Origin of the sequence: Streptomyces sp. NPDC001933, assembly GCF_042890955.1 — a bacterium.
Classification (GTDB): Bacteria; Actinomycetota; Actinomycetes; order Streptomycetales; family Streptomycetaceae; genus Streptomyces.
Genome location: NZ_JBIASS010000004.1, coordinates 509,168 through 526,207, shown reverse-complemented (window position 1 = coordinate 526,207; position 17,040 = coordinate 509,168). Strand labels below are relative to the sequence as shown.

17 protein-coding genes and 2 pseudogenes are annotated in these 17,040 nt (G+C 69.1%); 7 read left to right on the top strand and 12 right to left on the bottom strand.

Annotation, left to right across the window (positions count from 1 at the left end; all coding sequences use genetic code 11):
* Window positions 1–73: 73 nt before the first annotated feature.
* Window positions 74–295, top strand: a pseudogene (locus ACFYY7_RS13345) (MFS transporter); the annotation flags it as partial.
* A gap of 8 nt (window positions 296–303) precedes the next feature.
* On the opposite strand, the gene ACFYY7_RS13340 reads toward ACFYY7_RS13345, so the two are convergent.
* The 3 genes from ACFYY7_RS13340 to ACFYY7_RS13330 all read right to left on the bottom strand — a co-directional run bounded on the left by ACFYY7_RS13340 (window position 304) and on the right by ACFYY7_RS13330 (window position 2,680).
* Complete coding sequence (locus ACFYY7_RS13340; RefSeq protein WP_388660917.1) at window positions 304–1,236, bottom strand: aminoglycoside phosphotransferase family protein; 933 nt, start codon at window positions 1,234–1,236, stop codon at window positions 304–306.
* An 84-nt stretch (window positions 1,237–1,320) separates the two neighbouring features.
* On the bottom strand, window positions 1,321–1,926 hold the full coding sequence (locus ACFYY7_RS13335) for a GrpB family protein (RefSeq protein WP_388660914.1): 606 nt from the start codon (window positions 1,924–1,926) through the stop codon (window positions 1,321–1,323).
* Window positions 1,927–1,993: 67 nt separating this feature from the next.
* On the bottom strand, window positions 1,994–2,680 hold the full coding sequence (locus tag ACFYY7_RS13330; protein ID WP_388660911.1) for a TetR/AcrR family transcriptional regulator: 687 nt from the start codon (window positions 2,678–2,680) through the stop codon (window positions 1,994–1,996).
* Between the two features lie 240 nt (window positions 2,681–2,920).
* Here ACFYY7_RS13330 and ACFYY7_RS13325 point away from each other — a divergent pair, with 240 nt between their 5' ends.
* The 4 genes from ACFYY7_RS13325 to ACFYY7_RS13310 are packed head-to-tail and all read left to right on the top strand — an operon-like array spanning window position 2,921 to window position 7,761.
* Window positions 2,921–3,469, top strand: coding sequence for a (2Fe-2S)-binding protein (locus ACFYY7_RS13325; RefSeq protein WP_388660908.1), 549 nt, complete (start codon window positions 2,921–2,923; stop codon window positions 3,467–3,469).
* Window positions 3,466–4,458: an FAD binding domain-containing protein gene (locus tag ACFYY7_RS13320; protein WP_388660905.1), complete on the top strand. Its 993-nt coding sequence runs from the start codon at window positions 3,466–3,468 to the stop codon at window positions 4,456–4,458. Before ACFYY7_RS13325 ends, ACFYY7_RS13320 begins: the two co-directional genes overlap by 4 nt.
* Window positions 4,455–6,620, top strand: a complete 2,166-nt coding sequence (locus tag ACFYY7_RS13315; protein WP_388660903.1) for a xanthine dehydrogenase family protein molybdopterin-binding subunit — start codon at window positions 4,455–4,457, stop codon at window positions 6,618–6,620. Before ACFYY7_RS13320 ends, ACFYY7_RS13315 begins: the two co-directional genes overlap by 4 nt.
* Window positions 6,613–7,761 carry an XdhC family protein gene (locus tag ACFYY7_RS13310; RefSeq protein WP_388660900.1) on the top strand — a complete coding sequence of 383 codons (1,149 nt, stop codon included), beginning with the start codon at window positions 6,613–6,615 and terminating at the stop codon, window positions 7,759–7,761. The genes ACFYY7_RS13315 and ACFYY7_RS13310 overlap by 8 nt, the downstream gene beginning before the upstream one ends.
* Before the next feature lie 121 nt (window positions 7,762–7,882).
* On the opposite strand, the gene ACFYY7_RS13305 is transcribed toward ACFYY7_RS13310, so the two are convergent.
* From ACFYY7_RS13305 to ACFYY7_RS13285, 5 genes are all read right to left on the bottom strand, one after another.
* Window positions 7,883–8,512, bottom strand: coding sequence for a MarC family protein (locus tag ACFYY7_RS13305; protein ID WP_388660897.1), 630 nt, complete (start codon window positions 8,510–8,512; stop codon window positions 7,883–7,885).
* Window positions 8,513–8,802: 290 nt separating this feature from the next.
* Window positions 8,803–9,261, bottom strand: a complete 459-nt coding sequence (locus tag ACFYY7_RS13300; protein WP_388660895.1) for a hypothetical protein — start codon at window positions 9,259–9,261, stop codon at window positions 8,803–8,805.
* 263 nt (window positions 9,262–9,524) lie between these two features.
* Window positions 9,525–10,553 carry a hypothetical protein gene (locus ACFYY7_RS13295; protein ID WP_388660893.1) on the bottom strand — a complete coding sequence of 343 codons (1,029 nt, stop codon included), beginning with the start codon at window positions 10,551–10,553 and terminating at the stop codon, window positions 9,525–9,527.
* 371 nt (window positions 10,554–10,924) lie between these two features.
* Window positions 10,925–11,662 carry a class I SAM-dependent methyltransferase gene (locus ACFYY7_RS13290; RefSeq protein WP_388660890.1) on the bottom strand — a complete coding sequence of 246 codons (738 nt, stop codon included), beginning with the start codon at window positions 11,660–11,662 and terminating at the stop codon, window positions 10,925–10,927.
* Between the two features lie 55 nt (window positions 11,663–11,717).
* Complete coding sequence (locus ACFYY7_RS13285) at window positions 11,718–12,188, bottom strand: hypothetical protein (RefSeq protein ID WP_388660888.1); 471 nt, start codon at window positions 12,186–12,188, stop codon at window positions 11,718–11,720.
* A 162-nt stretch (window positions 12,189–12,350) separates the two neighbouring features.
* Here ACFYY7_RS13285 and ACFYY7_RS13280 point away from each other — a divergent pair.
* A pseudogene (locus ACFYY7_RS13280) lies at window positions 12,351–12,804 on the top strand (DeoR family transcriptional regulator); the annotation flags it as partial.
* Here ACFYY7_RS13280 and ACFYY7_RS13275 read toward each other — a convergent pair.
* The 3 genes from ACFYY7_RS13275 to ACFYY7_RS13265 all read right to left on the bottom strand — a co-directional run bounded on the left by ACFYY7_RS13275 (window position 12,786) and on the right by ACFYY7_RS13265 (window position 15,505).
* Complete coding sequence (locus ACFYY7_RS13275; protein WP_388660885.1) at window positions 12,786–13,478, bottom strand: formylglycine-generating enzyme family protein; 693 nt, start codon at window positions 13,476–13,478, stop codon at window positions 12,786–12,788. The pseudogene ACFYY7_RS13280 and the gene ACFYY7_RS13275 overlap by 19 nt on opposite strands.
* Window positions 13,479–13,661: 183 nt before the next feature.
* Complete coding sequence (locus ACFYY7_RS13270) at window positions 13,662–14,834, bottom strand: serine hydrolase domain-containing protein (RefSeq protein WP_388660883.1); 1,173 nt, start codon at window positions 14,832–14,834, stop codon at window positions 13,662–13,664.
* Between the two features lie 173 nt (window positions 14,835–15,007).
* Entirely contained in the window at window positions 15,008–15,505 is a 498-nt protein-coding gene (locus ACFYY7_RS13265) for an NUDIX domain-containing protein (protein ID WP_388660880.1), read from the bottom strand.
* Between the two features lie 96 nt (window positions 15,506–15,601).
* On the opposite strand from ACFYY7_RS13265, the gene ACFYY7_RS13260 reads away from it, so the two are divergent.
* Window positions 15,602–16,333, top strand: coding sequence for an SMI1/KNR4 family protein (locus tag ACFYY7_RS13260; protein WP_388660878.1), 732 nt, complete (start codon window positions 15,602–15,604; stop codon window positions 16,331–16,333).
* A gap of 106 nt (window positions 16,334–16,439) precedes the next feature.
* Here ACFYY7_RS13260 and ACFYY7_RS13255 read toward each other — a convergent pair whose 3' ends face one another.
* A complete protein-coding gene (locus tag ACFYY7_RS13255) occupies window positions 16,440–17,036 on the bottom strand; it encodes an SMI1/KNR4 family protein (RefSeq protein WP_388660875.1) in 597 nt (198 codons plus the stop codon).
* Window positions 17,037–17,040 lie beyond the last annotated feature (4 nt).

Below are 17,040 nucleotides of genomic sequence, written 5' to 3'. Positions count from 1 at the left end.
GCTCCTGGCCCAGTCCGCAGAACCCGTTCGCTCTCCCCCGTCGCCTCTTCTCGATGCTTGGAGAGAAACGCACATGAGTGCACCGAATGGAAAGGCCGCCAGCCCGTTCCGGCAGCCCAAGGCCGTCTGGGCCGTGGCGTTCGCCTGCGTGATCTCGTTCATGGGCATCGGCCTGGTCGACCCGATCCTGCCAGCTCTCGGCAAGAGCCTGCACGCCTCGCCCAGCCAGGTTTCCCTGCTGTTCAGCAGCTGTCTGATCGTCACCGCCGTGGCCATGCTGTTCGTCGGCTGGGTGCCCCCGGGTTACGCACGGTCGACGAGCAACTCCGCCAGGGAGTCGACGAATTGCGTGAGCCAGTCCAGTCCTGCCCCTTTCCGCGCCCTACGAAATCCGTGGCGGCGGCCCCAGAACGAAGCCTGGACTGCATGGAACTGGGCCCAGCGCCGCGCGCGTTCGCGATCGACCTCGGCTGCCTCGGCGAAGACGTGCAGGGTGCGGAACAGCGCCTTCCGCAGGTCGCTCGCCTCGACGAGCGTCAACGCCCGCGTCTTGAGCAGGGTCCCGCCGTCATACGCAGGGTCTCCTGCGTACCCCTTGGGGTCGACCGCCAGCCACGGCTCTCGGTCGGCGCGCAGGATGTTGCGAGCGTGCAGGTCGCCGTGGACGAGAGTGTCCGGCTGATCGCGGCCCAGCTCCTGGACGGTCGCCACGGCCGCGTCCACCACGTACCGGGGCAGTGAGTGCGTCAGCTCCTCGGCGTCCTGGCGGAGTTGGGCCTCCCAGGCATCGGCCTGTTCCCGCAGCCTCGGAAGCCCACAGGGCGCGGGGACGGCCAGCGCATGGCTGATCCGCCCTGCGACTCTCGCCACCTCGTCCTCGTCCTCGAGCTCCGCCAGGGTCGACGGCCGGGCTCGCTCCAGCAGCATCGCGAAGTGCTCGTCGTCGCGATCACGCAGCAGCACGGCGCCGCGTCCGCCCCAGGCCGCAAACGCGTCCGGTTCGTGGACGTTGCCGGGGTGGGGGAAGGACACCTTCACCACAGCCGCCCCCTCTGCCGGCCGTTGCACCGGCACGATGACCCCGACGCCCCCATGCATGACCTCGCCGTCCGGCACACATTCCCAGCGCGCCAACAACTCCTCCACGATCCCGGGCAGTCCGGCGAGCCATACCGCTCCGGGCTCGCCCTCCCGCTCGATCGTGCTCCTCGCGAACGTCTCCGGTACCTCGATCATCCCCGCACCCTACGCACCGGCCGAGTACGGAACCGGATCGGCGGGCGCCTTCCCCGTCCCGGCGCGGACGCCGCCGAAATCCGGTCATCTCGTAGGAGACGTGCGCGATGCCGGACGCCCCGGCGGTGGCTGCCAGCCCGTTGCCGCTGCCCAGCGTTCGGCGGCGATCATCAGGATCTCGGTGGCCGGGGCCTTGATCTGCCCGTAATCCAGCAGGTCGGGAACGCTGCGGGCCAGCCGCTGCTTGAACGCTCCCCACTGCCGTCGGGCAGCCTCATCGGCACGCAGGTAGTCGCGGAACAGAAGAGCGTAACGGCAGTTCGGGTCGCCTTCCCGGCGCAGGTGTACGTTGCACCTCCGCGCACCCGCCGGCGGGGCGAACACCAACTTGCGGCACTCCTCCCCGCCCGAATGCTCCATCCGGTTCCATGGCTCGGGCCGGCAACGGAAGCCGATCGCGCCGAGGAGCCCGATCTGCCTGGCTTCATGGATCGCGGTGACGCGCACCTGGATGTCCACACAGTCCTTGGCCGCCAGGCCGGGTACCGCCGTGGAACCGACGTGGTCGATCGCGCGCGCCTGGCTTCCCAGGGCCTTGCGCAACATCCCTGCCAGCCGCTCGAAGTCCACCGGCCACTGCGCCTGGTACTCCAGCACGGCCACTGCGGCCACTTCATCGGCAAAAGGCATGCCTACAGCCTCAACCCTCATGAACATTCCGGGCGTTGAACGAGCGTACGCATTCCGGCCGGTACAGTCAGTCTGGTGCTTGTGCCACCCGTTTGGATCCGCCCGCTTCCGTCCCGCCCGCCGCGCGAACGCCCGCTTCCGTTTCGTCCACCGCGCGGCCCCCCGCTCCGGGTGCCCCCGCCCGCAGGCCGTCCATCACGAGGTCCAGAAGGCGTGTGGCGCGCGGCTGCCAGTCGCCGTGCGGGTCGATCTGCCAGAGCCCGGCGATGGCGAGTACGAAGTCGTCAGGGGTCACGCCCGGCCGGATGGTGCCGGCCTCCTCGTTCGCGGTCAGCAGTAGCGTGACCGCCCTGGTCACCGGCCCGTGTCCCAGTTGGGCCAGGCTGCTGCCGCAGTTGCTGGTGGACTTGCGCAACGCGTCGGCCAGGCCTGCCTTGGCCATGGCGTACTGCGCGAGGCGGTCCATCCACTCCCTCAGGGCCCGGTCAGGTGCGCGAGTGCTGAGCAGCTGGGCCGCTGTGTCCGCGACCTGCTGCATCTCGAAGCGGTAGACCTCCAGGACGAGGGCCTCGCGGTTGGGGAAGTTGCGGTAGAAGGTCCCCTGTCCGACGCAGGCCTTCTTCGCGATGGTGCTCAGCGGGGCGTCCGCTGCCCGCGTCAGCTCTGCCAGTGCGACTTCCAGGATGCGCTCACGGTTGCGTTGCGCGTCCGGGCGCAGAGTCGCGCCCTTCCCGTCCCGTGCCTCGTCCCGCATTATTCCTCCTCCCGGAAGGGGCAGCCGAGTCCGGCCTTGCTGAGCGGACAGCTGTCCGCTAGGTTCGACGACAAGTGGACAACTGTCCGCTTGGACTCACCTTAGCGGCAGATCCGGCCGGTGTGGCTGACCTGCGCCCACCGTCAACGGTTCATTCGTCCTCATCGCCCGCTCCCTCCCGTACTGTCCACCGGGATCGTCTCGTTCGACGCGCATCAGCAACGCGAAAGAAGGCTGATCATGACTCAATCGACGTCAAGTGCCATCACCCTGAACATCAATGGCGAGAAATACACACTGCCCGTCGACCATCGCACCACCCTGCTCGACGCCCTGCGTGAGCATCTCGACCTGACCGGTTCGAAGAAGGGCTGTGACCAGGGCCAATGCGGCGCCTGCACGGTGCTGCTCGATGGGCGCCGGGCGGTTTCCTGCCTTCAGCTCGCGGTCGCGGCGGAGGGGCGGGCGATCACCACCATCGAGGGCGTGGCCGATGGCGAGCGGCTCCATCCGGTGCAGCAGGCCTTCCTCGACCTCGACGGCTATCAGTGCGGTTACTGCACACCCGGTCAGATCTGTTCGGCCATCGCGGTGATCGAGGAACACGCGGCGGGCTGGCCGAGCGCGGCAACCGACGATGTCCGGCCGGAAGCGGGGGTGCCCGTGCTCAGCGCCGAGGAGATCCGCGAGCGCATGAGCGGCAACCTGTGCCGCTGCGGCGCCTATGTGTCGATCGTGCAGGCAGTGGCGCAGGCGGCCGGGATCCAGGACAAGGAGGCAGTGGCATGAGGGAATTCGGTTACGAACGAGCTTTTGATGTTTCCGGAGCGGTCGCTCTGATCGGATCCGCCCCCGACGCCCGGTTCCTCGGCGGTGGCACCAACCTCGTGGATCTGATGAAGACCGGCGTGGAACGTCCCGCGCTCCTCGTCGACGTACGAGAACTCCCGCTCGACACAATCGAGTTAGACCCAGACGGAGGGCTGCGGATCGGGGCGACCGTCACCAACAGCGATCTCGCGGCCCACCCCGACGTACGGCGTCACTACCCGGCATTGGCGCAGGCCGTGCTGGCAGGCGCCTCGGGGCAGTTGCGCAACATGGCCACGGTCGGCGGGAATCTGCTCCAGCGGACCCGTTGCGGCTACTTCACCGACATCAGCAGGCCGTGCAACAAGCGTTCTCCCGGAAGCGGTTGTCCCGCCATCGACGGTGAGCACCACAACCACGCGATCCTCGGCGCGTCCGAGCACTGCATCGCCACCCATCCCTCGGACATGGCGGTTGCCCTCGCCGCCTTCGACGCCGTCATCTCGTACGAAACGGCCGACGGGCCGGGCGAGTTGCCGATCGGCGGATTCTATCCGCCGGTGGGCGACACGCCGCACGTCGAGACAGCCCTCCCGCCCGGCGCGCTGATCACCGGCGTCACTCTGCCGCCCGCGCCGGTCGCCGCCCGCTCGCGGTACCGGAAGGTGCGCGAGCGCGCCTCGTTCGCCTTCGCGATCGGCTCGGTCGCCGGCGCGCTCGATGTCCGGGACGGAGTCGTACGCGAGGTGCGTCTCGCGCTCGGGGCCGTCGCTTCGAGGCCGTGGCGGGCCCGTGCCGCCGAGCGACTACTCATCGGCGGACCGGCGGGCGCGGAGGCGTTCGCCGCTGCGGCGGATGCCGAGCTGGCGGCCGCCGAGGCCCTTCCCGAGAACGGATACAAGGTGACCCTGATGCGCAACCTCATCGTGGCCGTGCTGACCGAGCTCACCGAGGAGGCCTCCCGATGACCACGACGACCGGAGTCGCCGCCGTGACCGGCGCCATCGGCTCCGCCCGTACCCGGGTGGAGGGCCGCGACAAGGTGACCGGGGCAGCCCGCTACGCCGGGGAGGTTCCCTTCACCGAACTCGCCCACGGCTGGCTGGTGCTGTCGACCGTGGCCCGCGGCCGGATCCGCTCGGTGGAGGACGGCCCCGTCCTGGCCATGCCCGGCGTTCTGACCGTGCTGCACCACGGGAACGCGCCGCGCGTCGACATCGATTACATGGGCATGCTGGGGCGGCCGAACCCGGTCGTCGGGATCTTCCAGCACGACCGCGTGCCCTTCGCGGGCTGGCCGGTGGCCTTGGTGGTGGCCGAGACGTCCGAGCAGGCCAGGGAAGCCGCCGAGGCTCTGGTGGTCGAGTACGACGTGGAGCCGCACGATGTCTCGTTCCATGCCGACCGTCCGGATGCCTACACACCCGAGAGCACCCCGATGGTGCAGGCCGAGACGGAGAAGGGGGACATCGAGGCCCGCCTCGCTTCCTCCGCCGTCGTCGTGGACGCGGAGTACACCACTCCGGAGGAGCACCACAATCCGATGGAGCCGCATGCCGCCACGGCCCGCTGGGACGGCGGTCGGCTCGATCTCGTCGACTCCAACCAGGGCAGCAGCTGGGTGGCGAGCGAGCTGGCGCAGCTCTTCTCCCTCGATCCGGCGGCCGTACGTGTCCGGTCGGAGCACGTCGGGGGCGCCTTCGGATCGAAGGGGCTGAGCCCGCATCAAGTGGCGGCCGTGATGGCCACCACCGTCCTCCACCGCCCGGTCCGTGTCGTGCTGACCCGCCGCCAGATGTTCTCCCTGATCGGCTACCGCAGCCCCACAGCACAGCGGATCCGGCTCGGCGCCGACGCCGACGGCCGGCTGCTTGCGTTCGACCACCAGGCGCAGAGCCTCACTTCGACCGTGCACGAGTTCATCGAGTCGAGCGCCGTCCTGGGGCGTGTGCTGTACGACGCCGATGCGCATCACACTCTTCACCGGCTCGTACGCCTCGATGTGCCGACCCCTACGTGGATGCGCGCACCGGGCGAGGCGCCCGGGTCCTTCGCCCTCGAATCGGCCCTCGACGAGCTGGCCGAGAAGTGCGGCGTGGACCCGATCGCGCTCCGCGCGCGCAACGAACCCGAGACGGGTCCGGTGTCCGGGCTGCCGTTCAGCAGCCGCAATGTGCTCGCCTGTTTCGAGGAGGGCGCCCGCAGGTTCGACTGGGCGAACCGTGATCCTCGTCCCGGGCTGCGCCGTGAGGGGCGCTGGCTGCTGGGGACGGGAACGGCGGCGGCGACCTACCCCTCGGGGGTAGGGCCGTCAACCGCGGCCGTGACCGCCGAACCGGACGGCACCTTCACCGTACGGATCGACGCGGCGGATGTCGGGACCGGGGCGCGGACCGCGATGGCCCTGGTCGCCGCGGACGCGTTGGGAGTGGATCCGCAATCCGTCCGGGTACGCATCGCGGACAGCGACCTCGGCCCGGCGATGATCGCCGGCGGCTCGATGGGAACGCGCTCCTGGGCGTGGGCGGTGACGATCGCCGCGGACGAACTGCGGGAGCGGCTGGCGCTGGGCGGCGGCATTCCGCCGGAGGGGATCACCGCCCGGTCGAACACCGCCGAGGCCATCGGCGCGCTCAGCAAGAAGGAGCGCCACTCCTTCGGTGCGCAGTTCGCAGAGGTCGCGGTGGATGTGGACACCGGTGAGGTGCGCGTACGACGGCTGCTCGGCATCTTCGCCGCAGGCACCATCGTCAATCCGCTCACCGCCCGCAGCCAGTTCATCGGCGGAATGACCTGGGGGCTTTCGATGGCGCTCCACGAGGAGGCGATCAGGGACCGGGCCTCGGGCGGCCATGTCGGCGCCGACCTCGCCGGCTACCACTTCGCCGCGCATGCCGACGTGCCGCTCATCGAGGCCGACTGGGTGGACGATCCCGTTCCGGGCGATCCGGTCGGCATCAAGGGCATCGGCGAGATCGGCATCGTGGGAGTCGCCGCCGCGATCGCCAACGCGGTGTGGCACGCGACCGGCGTACGCCACCGGGAGCTGCCGATCCGCCCGGACCGCGTCCTTCGTGCGGCAGACGCGGCCCGGGGTGGCCGGGCGGAGGGAGGAGCCCGGGGTGCTTGACATCGCCGAGGCGCTGAGCCGGTGGTTCGAGCAGGGCCGGGACTTCGCGGTCGCCACTGTCGTGGCCGTCAGCGGCAGCGCGCCGCGTGGTCCCGGCGCGGCCCTGGCCGTCGACGGTGAGGGCACCGTCATCGGTTCCGTCTCCGGCGGTTGTGTGGAAGGCGCGGTGTACGACCTGTGCGTCCGGGCGCTCCTGGACGGGCGCACGGTACGCGAACGGTTCGGATACGACGACGAGGACGCCTTCGCTGCAGGGCTCACCTGCGGCGGCGTCATCGACATCCTGGTCACACCGGTGCGCGCCGACGCATCGGTGTTCCGGGCGGGGGTGTCGGCCGCGGACCGAGGAGAGGCTGCGGCACTCGCCCGGGTGGCCCGGGGCCCGGCGGAACTGCTCGGGCGGGCGCTGCTCGTCCGCCCGGACGGATCGTACGAGGGCGGCCTCGGCGGAGAACCGGAACTGGACCGGACGGCGGCGGAGGAGGCACGCGCGATGCTGGACACCGGCCGCACCGGCACCATCGACGTCGCGGAGGACGGGTCGCGCTGTCCGGGCGGCGTGACGCTGTTCGTGGAGTCGAGGGTGCCGCCGCCCCGGATGATCGTGTTCGGAGCCGTGGACTTCGCGACGGCGCTGGTCCGGGCCGGCAAGTTCCTCGGCTACCACGTGACCGTGTGCGACGCCCGGCCGGTCTTCGCCACTCGGGCCCGCTTCCCCGAGGCCGACGAACTGGTGGTCGACTGGCCGCACCGCTACCTCCGGCACACCACGACCGACGCACGAACCGTCCTGTGCGTGCTCACCCATGACGCCAGGTTCGACGTTCCTCTCCTGGAGGTGGCCTTGCGGCTGCCGGTCGCGTTCGTCGGCGCGATGGGCTCGCGCCGCACCCACGAGGACCGCGACCGCCGCCTGCGCGAAGTGGGCGTCACCAACGAGGAGTTGGCCCGTCTGCGCTCCCCGATCGGCCTCGACCTCGGCGCCCGTACCCCCGAAGAGACCGCCTTGTCAATCGCGGCGGAGATCGTCGCGGCGCGCCGTGGCGGGACGGGCGTTCCGCTGACCGGTTCGGGGACGCCGATTCACCATGACGTGGAGGGGGGAAGAGCAGGCGATTCCGGTTCCCGGGCGGCTGCATGACCTGACGGAAGGGGCATGGGCGGCTCGGCGGCCGGGCAGCCAGGTGGCGCGGCCACCGAGCCGGCCCGGGGCACGTCCGGGCTCCCTCCCCCGGGGCGGCGCGCCCGTGAGACCTTTCGTCTCAGTGGTCACGCCCGCTGAGCCCGACGCCGAGTTCCGCCAGCCCGTCGAGGACCAGGTCGATGCTGACTGCGGCGAGCAGAAGGCCCAGAAGCCGGCCGAGGAGTTCGAATGTCGCATGGTGCGTGGCGCGGAGAACACGTTCCAGGAGCAGGATGCAGACGAGGTCGAGCAGAATCACCGCCACGTAAGCACCGGCCACCGTGGAGCGCCAGGTCCAGGATGAACGTGCTGTGGCTTCGATGAGCAGTGCGGTCATGGCCAGCGGGCTGACGACGAACGGCACGAGGAGATCGCGCATTCCGCTGGTCACATCGGGGGTGCCCTCGTCGGGGGCGTCCACTCCGGTCGGAATCCCCAGGACGAGACCGACTGCGTAGAGAAAGAAGATGATGCCGCCGGCGAGCAGGAGTGCGGGTGTGCTGATGTGGAACAGGTCCAGGAGCAACGGGGCGGTCAAGCTGGCCACGAGGCCGATGAAGATCGCCGACCCGCAGGAGATGAAGGCGATGGTGCGCAGTTGGCGGGTCGGGTGCAGCTTGGCAAGGTGAGCGAAGGAGATCAGGACCTTGGGCGGCCCTACGACCGAGACGAAGGTGATCAGAGCGGCGGAGAAGGTGAGCGCGTTCACCTGCGAAATCTAGGTCGCTGGGCCCGGCTCCGCGTGGCAGGGCGCGGCTGGTGTCGCCTCGTGTCCGCCACTGCCGTCCTCGTAGGTTGCAGCATCTTGCGTCCACCGACAGGTGATACGTCCGCAGCCACGGTGATCGCCCGCGTGGTCGCCGGTCACCGCGGGCAGCGAGTCGGCGAGGAGCATTATGAGCACGGACGGCCCGCGCCACCCGCCCGCAGGCGGGGACACGGACCGACCGCGCCGTAGCCGTTTCAGCCAGGTACTTCACTCAGCGCGGACGGGCCGGCTCAGAACACGAACGGTCCGGGCGACTGAGCGGACGTCGCGTTGCAGGTCGCGGTGATTCCGAAGACCACGACCTTGAGAGACTTGGCCGCCAGGCTGTCGCCCGCTGCCACGGTCCCCTTGAGCGGACCCGTCGACACCGGGCTTCCTGCGGGGATGGCGGGGTTGGAGTTGCCGGTGAACGTCACCGCTCCCGAGCCCTTGTTGGTGAGTGTGAGCGTTGACTTGACCGAGTTCGCCCCGACGCTGATCGGTGCCGTGATGGCGGACGTCGAGAGGTTGATGGTCGCGGCCGTGCCGCTCTGGGTGGCGGTGAGGGTCGCGCTGCCCGAGCCGTAGACGCCACAGTCGAAGTTGATGGTCGCGGTTGTGGGGGTGACCGCTTCAGCAGTGGGTGCCAGCGCGAGCGTGCCGGCGGCGAGGGCGGAACAGAAGCCGAGTCGCCGTATGCCATGCCTCATGGTGGTTGCCCTTCATGTGGGGGGACTACCGAATGTGGGGGACTGCCGACGCGTGAACCGACGTGCCGCGCCGGAATGCAGCGATCCCTGACGAACCGTCAGGGGAGATCGCCTTCCCCATTGAGGCACGACGACCTTGAAGCAACAAGGCACATCACCATGATTCTTGACATGCTACGGCCAATTCTGGTCACCCCTGGGAGAACGCCCGGGGTTCGTCGGACCCATCGGGGCCGTCAATCCCTGAGCATGGTTCCGCGCCGTCAGGAGGGGAGTCGCAGGTCGGTGCATCCATGGCGCTTCGCCGCACGTTCGGCAAAGGCACGGAGGGCCGTGCGGAGGTAGCCGTGCGGCGGGGCCGCGTACTCGGTGTCGTTGACGGTGAAGAGGGCACGCGGACCCGTGCCGCATTCGGCGCTCGCCCAGGCGCTGTGGCGATCGGCGCCCGCGTCGCCGTGGTAGCCACCGGATTCGTCGTCGTCTGAGGTCCGAAGGCGCTGCGCGTACGGACCGAACGCGGCGCCGAACCAGTAGAGCTCCTCGTCCCGCGCCTTCGTCTCGCCGAGCGCGCAGGTCTCCAGGAGGGCGGCGCCGGCGGCGGTGGTCTCACGGTGCCAGTGGACGGAGTCGTCGCCCGGAACGGGGACCCCTGCGCAGGTGCCGGTGGCGATGCCGGGCTCCGGGCGATCGGGTTGCAGAGGGATGGGCGGCACGCCGGCACCGTGCGGGGCGTTGCAGGACCACCGCTTGGCGGCCCGCTCGGCGGTGACCGCGGCCAGCCGGGCGATCTGCCGGGTCTCCCGGGCGTTCTCGTGCGACTCGTCGGCACTCACGGTCACTACGAGGGAGGCAGGCCGGTCGGTGCAGTTGAGCACGAGGCCGGTGTCGCGGAAATCGGTGTAGCCCTGCCAGCCACCACCGATGGCTACGGGCAGATGGTCCGAACTCCCGTCGCGCAGCATCGAGAGCGGCTCACCGGAGAGGTTGCGGCTACGGACGGCGTCGTGCGGAATCAGGGCGACCAGCAGCCGTGTGTCCGCCACTCCGCACTCGCTCCAGCGGTCGTCACCGGCACCGCCCGCGCGGTCCCCCGGCAGTCCGGGATCGATGGAGTACGAGGTCAGGGCTGCGGATTCGGCGACCGGAAGCAGACCCTCGCAGTACGTGGCGAGCCGGTCCTCGTACCGCCACCGTTTACCGGTGTCGCTCACCCGGTACCAGCCGTAGCCGGCCGCGAGCAGCACAACCAGCGGCAGCGCGGCGTACAGCGCGATCCGGCGCATCATCCTCATCGGGCGTTGCCCTCCCCCGTATCGATCACGCGCCCTGCCTATCATCCGCGGCCCCGGGCCCGACACCCGCCGTAACCGAATTGAGCACCGCTGCGGGCTTTGAGCAGCACAGATCACACCGTCCCACTGCGCATCGTGGGCATCCGTCTCCGGTCCGCCCGCAGGCCTGTCCGCCCGAAAACCCAAGCGAAACCGCCTTTGTTCTCGGGGTCCTCAGAGTCGTTCAAGATGACGCCGCTCGCACAGAACGGGCCCTCGCCAGGTGTTCGATGATGCCGTTGTGCCGCTTCAGAAGTGCCCTCAGCTGCGGATGGAGCGGGAATCCGAGTTGTGTTTCGCGCGCCGCGATCTCCCGCGCAGTATGCATGCGGTCAGCCATCGCCCCCGGGGCGCCGGGCGAGGAAGACGAACTCGCGTCCCGGGCGGTCAGGGGCGTCGCGGACGTCCTGCACCACGAAGCCCTGCGCGGCCAGCTCCGTCTCGACCTCCCGCCGCTCGCGGAATCGCAACGTCGAATCCGATGTCAGTACCTGCCCGTCCGCAGCGAACACATAGGTCCAGCGGAAGGTCACCAGCGGCCCGCGCACTTCGAGCAGTTGGACCCAGCTCTCGACCCCACCGACTCCCGGTATCTCGGTCACGCCGTACGAGGCCTCGCGATTCCACTCCTCCCAGGCACGCCTGGCCGGATCCCGGGTCTCGAACACAAGGGTTCCGCCGGGCCGCAGTGCTTCGTACGCCCTCCGCAGGGTCGTCCGCCACTCCCGTGGGTCGACGATGGCCTGGGCGACGTTCGCCGTCATGGTCGCGAGGTCGACCTGCAGTGGCGGAAGTGCTGTCGCATCACCGGAGATCCAGCGCACCCGTTCGCTGCCCGGCTTGCCCCGGGCCACATCGATGGCCGCGGTGGCCGGATCGACGCCCACGACCTCGACGCCGCGGTCGGCCAGCAGAAGGGCGAACACTCCTGTACCGCAGCCGATGTCCAGGACCTGGCGAGCCCGGATCTGCTCGGCGAGACGGACGTAGGCGTCCAGATCGCCCCGATCAGGTTCGAGCGCGTCGTAGATCGCGGCGAGCCGGGGATGGGCGAAGCACTCGTCAGCCATGAGGCAGAAGCTATGCCGGACCGGTGGCGGACGGCTACGCGATTTACGGAGCAGACTACTGGTCCGGCCACACGATCTGCCCGTTCACGACCCCGATCACTTCCGGTATCAAGGATTCGTGGAACCTCAAGTGGCCGATCGAAACGACATCGTCCACCTGCCGGTGGGTGTCTTGCACGCGCGCAGCAAGCCAGCGGAGCAGCTCGCCGACCTTGTCGAATTCGTCGGGGTGGATTTCCTGCCGGGAGGTCAGCGACCATCCCTTCCGCGGCAGGTCCGCGCGGCCCACCAGCGCCGACCCGAGCACACCGCCGACCCACCAGGCGGCACCACTGCCGGCCAGCAGTGGACGAGGTTCGTCCTCGACCACCGGTTCGCCCGCCTCGTCCTCCACCACGATCGGGAACTCGGTCACGATCGACAGGCTCGCCGGCTGCGGCCCGATTCCCAGGTGCCAGCGCAGTTCGGCCAGCTCCGGCTCGGAGAGCTCGTCCCGCAGATCGACCGATACCGCCAGCTCATACATGTCACTCACACGACGCACCCTACAGAGACTCACTGACATGGCGAACGGTGCCGGGGCAGGACCAAGGGGCGGGGCCGGGGCAGGAGGCCGGGGCAAGGGGCGAGGGGCAAGAGGTGCACGCGCGGCGCGGCGCTCATCGACCTGGGCCGGCCCCCGAGCCAGATGTCCGTTCAGGTCCGCGAGAGCAACCGGGGCGACGTGCTGTCGCTGGCCGAGGAATTCCAGGTCACCACCGAGGCCGTGCGGCGTGACCTGAAGAGTCTCGACCGGGCCGGGCTGCTGCGGCGCGTCACTGGCGGTGCGATCCCGGCCGGGCGGCTCGACTTCGAGCTCGATCTCGCCGAGCGCGATGCAGTGGCCATCGACGAGAAGGAGCGCATCGCAACAGCCGCGATCGGTGAGCTCCCCCACCGATGGCAACGTGATCATCGACGCGGGCAGTACGGCCGCCCGGCCGGCGGCCATTCCGCTCGACGCCCACCTCGCCGTGGTCACCCACGCGCTGCCGGTGTCCGCCCGGCTCACCGACCACCCCGGCATCGCGCTGCATCTCGTCCGCAACGCTTCCGGAGGCGGCCGCCTTCTCTCCTCACCGGCTCACACCGTTCGCGCGAGCCGGAACCCCAGGTCGTCGATGCGGAAGGTCGGATGGCTCTTGCGGCGGCACGACGCCCGGCAGCTTCGGGGCCGGTCGAATCCGCCCCCGCCACGGAATACGCGGTACGGGCCGTAGACCTCGGGGTCGTAGAGGTCCCAGCACCACTCCCACACGTTGCCGATCATGTCGTGGAGGCCCCAGGCGTTCGGCGTCCTGGTCGCGACGTCGTGCACCTCGCCGCCGGAGTTCCCGTAGTACCAGGCGATCTCGTCCAGGTCCCCGTAGCGAACGCCGGAGGTTCCGGCTCGGCATGCGTACTCCCACTCCGCCTCGGACGGGAGTCGATAGCCGTCGGCCCGCCAGTCGCAGACCACGTCCAGCCCGTCGGGGTCGTCGCCCGTCGAGTAGCAGGGCCGGAGCCCCGCCTCCCGCGAGAGCAGGTTGCAGAACCGGACAGCGTCGTTCCACGAGATCTCGGTCACCGGTGTACGCGGACCGGCCGAACTCACGGGCGCCTCGCCCCGAACCGCGTGGTACAGCTCGCGGGTCACGGGATACGGCGCCAGTCGGAAGGCACCGACCTCCACCTTCCAGTCCGTCCGAGTGCCTTCGTCACGCAGAATGATCTCCCCTGCGGGAATGGCTCTCATGCCCTCGGCATTCGCCTGACGAAGTACGGATCCCACGCTCATCACTTCTCCCCATCTACTCCGGCGCATCAAACCGGTGCGCCGGACCGGCAGCCTCGCGGACCGTTGCCGCGTGCTGACGTCCCCTGATCAACTGACCATACAGACGGGGAGGAAGCGGCAGGTGCTGGGCCACGTCCCGGGCGCCGGTGCTGGGGTCACAGGTCACAGGCCATGAGTCACGAGTCAGGAATTACGGGTGAGCAGGTCGGCGACCCTGGCGACCATCTGGGTCTCCTCGCCGTTGCGTGGGGTCGTCGGCTGGTGAGCGAGTACGAAGCGGCGCCGCTGGTCACGAGTGGAGAAGGCGGCGTTCTTGTACCCGTACGTCTCCCCGGTCTTGCCCCAGAGCGTGGTGCCGTTGACGGTGGCCTGTTGCAACCCCGCGCTGTAACGGGCGGGAGACCCGTCGAGCATCCGCACATCGGCCGGCGGCAGGGTGAACATCAGCCGGAGCAGATCCGGAGAAAGCAGTTCGCCGGAGAACAGCGCGACGAGCAGGCGGTCGATGTCGCCCGTGGTGGAGATCATGTCGCCTTCGCCCCGGGCGGACGACTGGTCGTACGTCGTGACGTCCCGCAGGCGGCCGTCGGCCATCGTCAGGTAGCCGTGCACGTGGGGACCGTGGATGCGAGGGTCTTCGCCGGGCACGATGGTGTGCTCCAGGCCGAGCGGGCGGAGGATGCGGGCCTCGACCGCCTCCCGGTAGGGATAACCGGTCACCTTGTCGATGATCAGTGCGGCCAGTGAGTAGTTGATCCCGCGGTACTCCTGTCGAGTGCCCGGGGTGAACTTCAGCGGCCCGAGCGTCGCCGTCGCCACCCACTCCCGCGGCGTCCAGTGGTCGAAGCGGTGACGGAACACTTCCTCCGCGGTCTCCGGCTCGGGGATGCCGACGTGGTCGGGCAGACCGCTGGTGTGGTTCAGCAAATGGGCCACAGTGACGCCCGAGAAGCCGGCCGGCAGCCACCCCGGCAGAAGGCGCACAACCGGCGTGTCCAGCTCGACCCGGCCCTCCCCCGCCAGTTGCAGCAGCACCGTGGCGACGAAGACCTTGGTGATGCTGCCGATCCGGACCTTGTCCCCTGCGCTCACCGGCCGCCGCGTCCCGACATCGGCGATACCCGAGGTGCCGTACCAGTGGCCGGCCGCGCCGCCGACCCGCAGCTGGGCCGCGGTCGAGGGCGGGTGCTCCAGGTCGTCGATCGCGGCCTGCAGGGCAGTGGGGTCCAACGGCGGGAGCGACTCGGACGAGGCGTCGGCACGGGGTAAGGGCAGCGCCGCGGTGGCGAGCAGCGCTGCCGTTCCCGACAGGGCAGCGCCCACAACGGTCCTTCGAGTCAAGCCTGTTGAAGTCATGTCCAGCAGGCTTTCAGGCGACCACGCGCCCTGACATCAGGTTCTCCCCCCGGAGTGGTCCCTGAGCCCTCCCTGAGCCCTCCCTGAGCCCTCCCGCACACTGGCCCCGATTCTCGATGGACGGCAACGCCACACCTCACCCCCTCCACTACCGACCAGCGCGCCGAAGTCGGTCAGGGTGCGCTCGGCCGACGACGCGGAATGTCCGCACCACGGCCGTCGGACGACATCAATGTGGTCCACAGAGGATCGATGCGACCCAGCCAGACGTCCTGTTCGTCCGCCAACTGGCACTTCAGAGGAAGGCGTACGAAGTAGCAGGCGAACGTGAGATCGGCGTCGTCGCCATCTCCACTGACCCCGTGCTCCCACGAGTCAGGGGTATCGGCCGGTGCCCGGAGGTGGAAGAAGGTGGTCCTGCGCGGTAGCCGCGTATCGGGGTGAGGCTTGTCCTCCATGGCGATCTGCCGGACCACCGCGAGGTCCGACAGCCCGGTTTCTTCGGCTAATTCCCGCAGGACGGCCTGACCCAACTCCTCGTCGGACGTCACTCCTCCTACGGGCACCTGAGTTCCGGCGGCCGGAGTTCCGACATGGTCGAGAACCAACAATTCGGGTACGGCACGATGCCGGATCACGTATGCGGCAACACGGATTCCGGGTCGGGTCATACACCCGTGATCCGACAACATCGACGCCGGCCTCGCACGGTGGGAGTGTGGGCTCAGCGCGTACGGTGCGCTCGGACGAGACGATATCGTCCTCGTATGACACATGAGTTCGACATGGTTCAATCCCTCGCCGTCGGCACTGAGAGCCGCAGTGGCGCTTGGCAGTTCATCCGAGGGTTCGTCGCGAACTGGGCGGAGCCGCTCGGCGATGACGACGGCTGGACCGAGGCCGACCTCGTGGCAGCGGAGGAAAGGCTGGGAGTCCAGCTGCCTCGGACGCTTCGTGATGGCTACCTGCTGTTCGGCCGCCGTCGGGATCTGACCAGAAATCATGACGTCCTGCTGAGCCCGTCCGAACTCCATGTGGACGATTCCAAGGAAGCCCTGGTCTTCCGGCACGAGAACCAGGGTGCCGCCTCCTGGGGAATTCTCCTGGAAGCGCTGGGCGAAGAAGATCCCGCTGTATTCATCCGGGCCGATATGGCCGACAAGGCTGCCGAACGATGGGAGGGTTGGCTTGAGCGGCTCTCCTTGGCCTTTATCGACATCGTTCTCTCGGAGTTCTTGCAGGCGGACGACGAATACTGTGATTTCCTGGACGTCTTCGACGATCAGGGGATTGAGACGCTGGAGCGGGTCTGCACTCGACTGCCTTTCCCTGCCTATCCTGTCTGCGAGGCAGAACCCGGAATCCGCTGGTTCCTCGGGGATGACGTCCTGGTGCGTGACGACGGTGGAATGGTCGTTCTGGCGCGCGGCCGTACGGAAGAGGGCATCAACAAGATTCGCGATCTGGTCCCTGGAGACTGGTTGAACGACCCCCGCTGACGACCGGACCCGCGATGAGCCCGACCAAGTTCTCATCGGTGGTCAAGGTGGTTGCTTTGCGACCGGGCTGCCGGGCCGGCTCCCACCGGTGCCGGCCCGGTCGCGTTCACCAGCCGACCAGATCCATGGAGTTGCGAGCGATCCAGTCCGTGAACGACACGGGGTGACCCTCCAGGTTCAGAGGGAGGATCCGGTCGCAGGTGGCCCGGCCGTCGAACCACAGTGAGCCCCGGTGCGGACCGGTGACAACGAGCAGGGTCGAGAAGCCACAGCCGTTGTCCTGGATGAATACAGCGCCGGCGGTCCTGCGCTCCTGGAACACCCCGTACTCGGCGTCCCACTGCTCCCACGCCGCCTGGTAGGCGTCGTGATCCGGAAAGTCCGGCGCCTGCGGCTCACGTGCGTCCAGCTCATCCTCGTACGCACGGTAGGAGTCGGGATGCGGGAAGTCAGTGGTGAGCAAGTGGTAGTTGGTGCTTGAGTCCCCATGCCAGCCCCAGCCCGCCGCGGATCGGCACAGCTGGTTCACCACACCGCCGGCGCTCTGCCGGAGCAAGTACTCCCGGTACTGGTCCGGGAACACGATGCCCAGCTCCGCCTCCGCTTCGCAGATCTCCGCCTCGGACAGCGGCGGCGGGGAAGCGACCTGCCTCGCGGGAGGAGAGCCGCACTCGAGCGACCCTTCTGGACTCTGCCGTGACATGGAT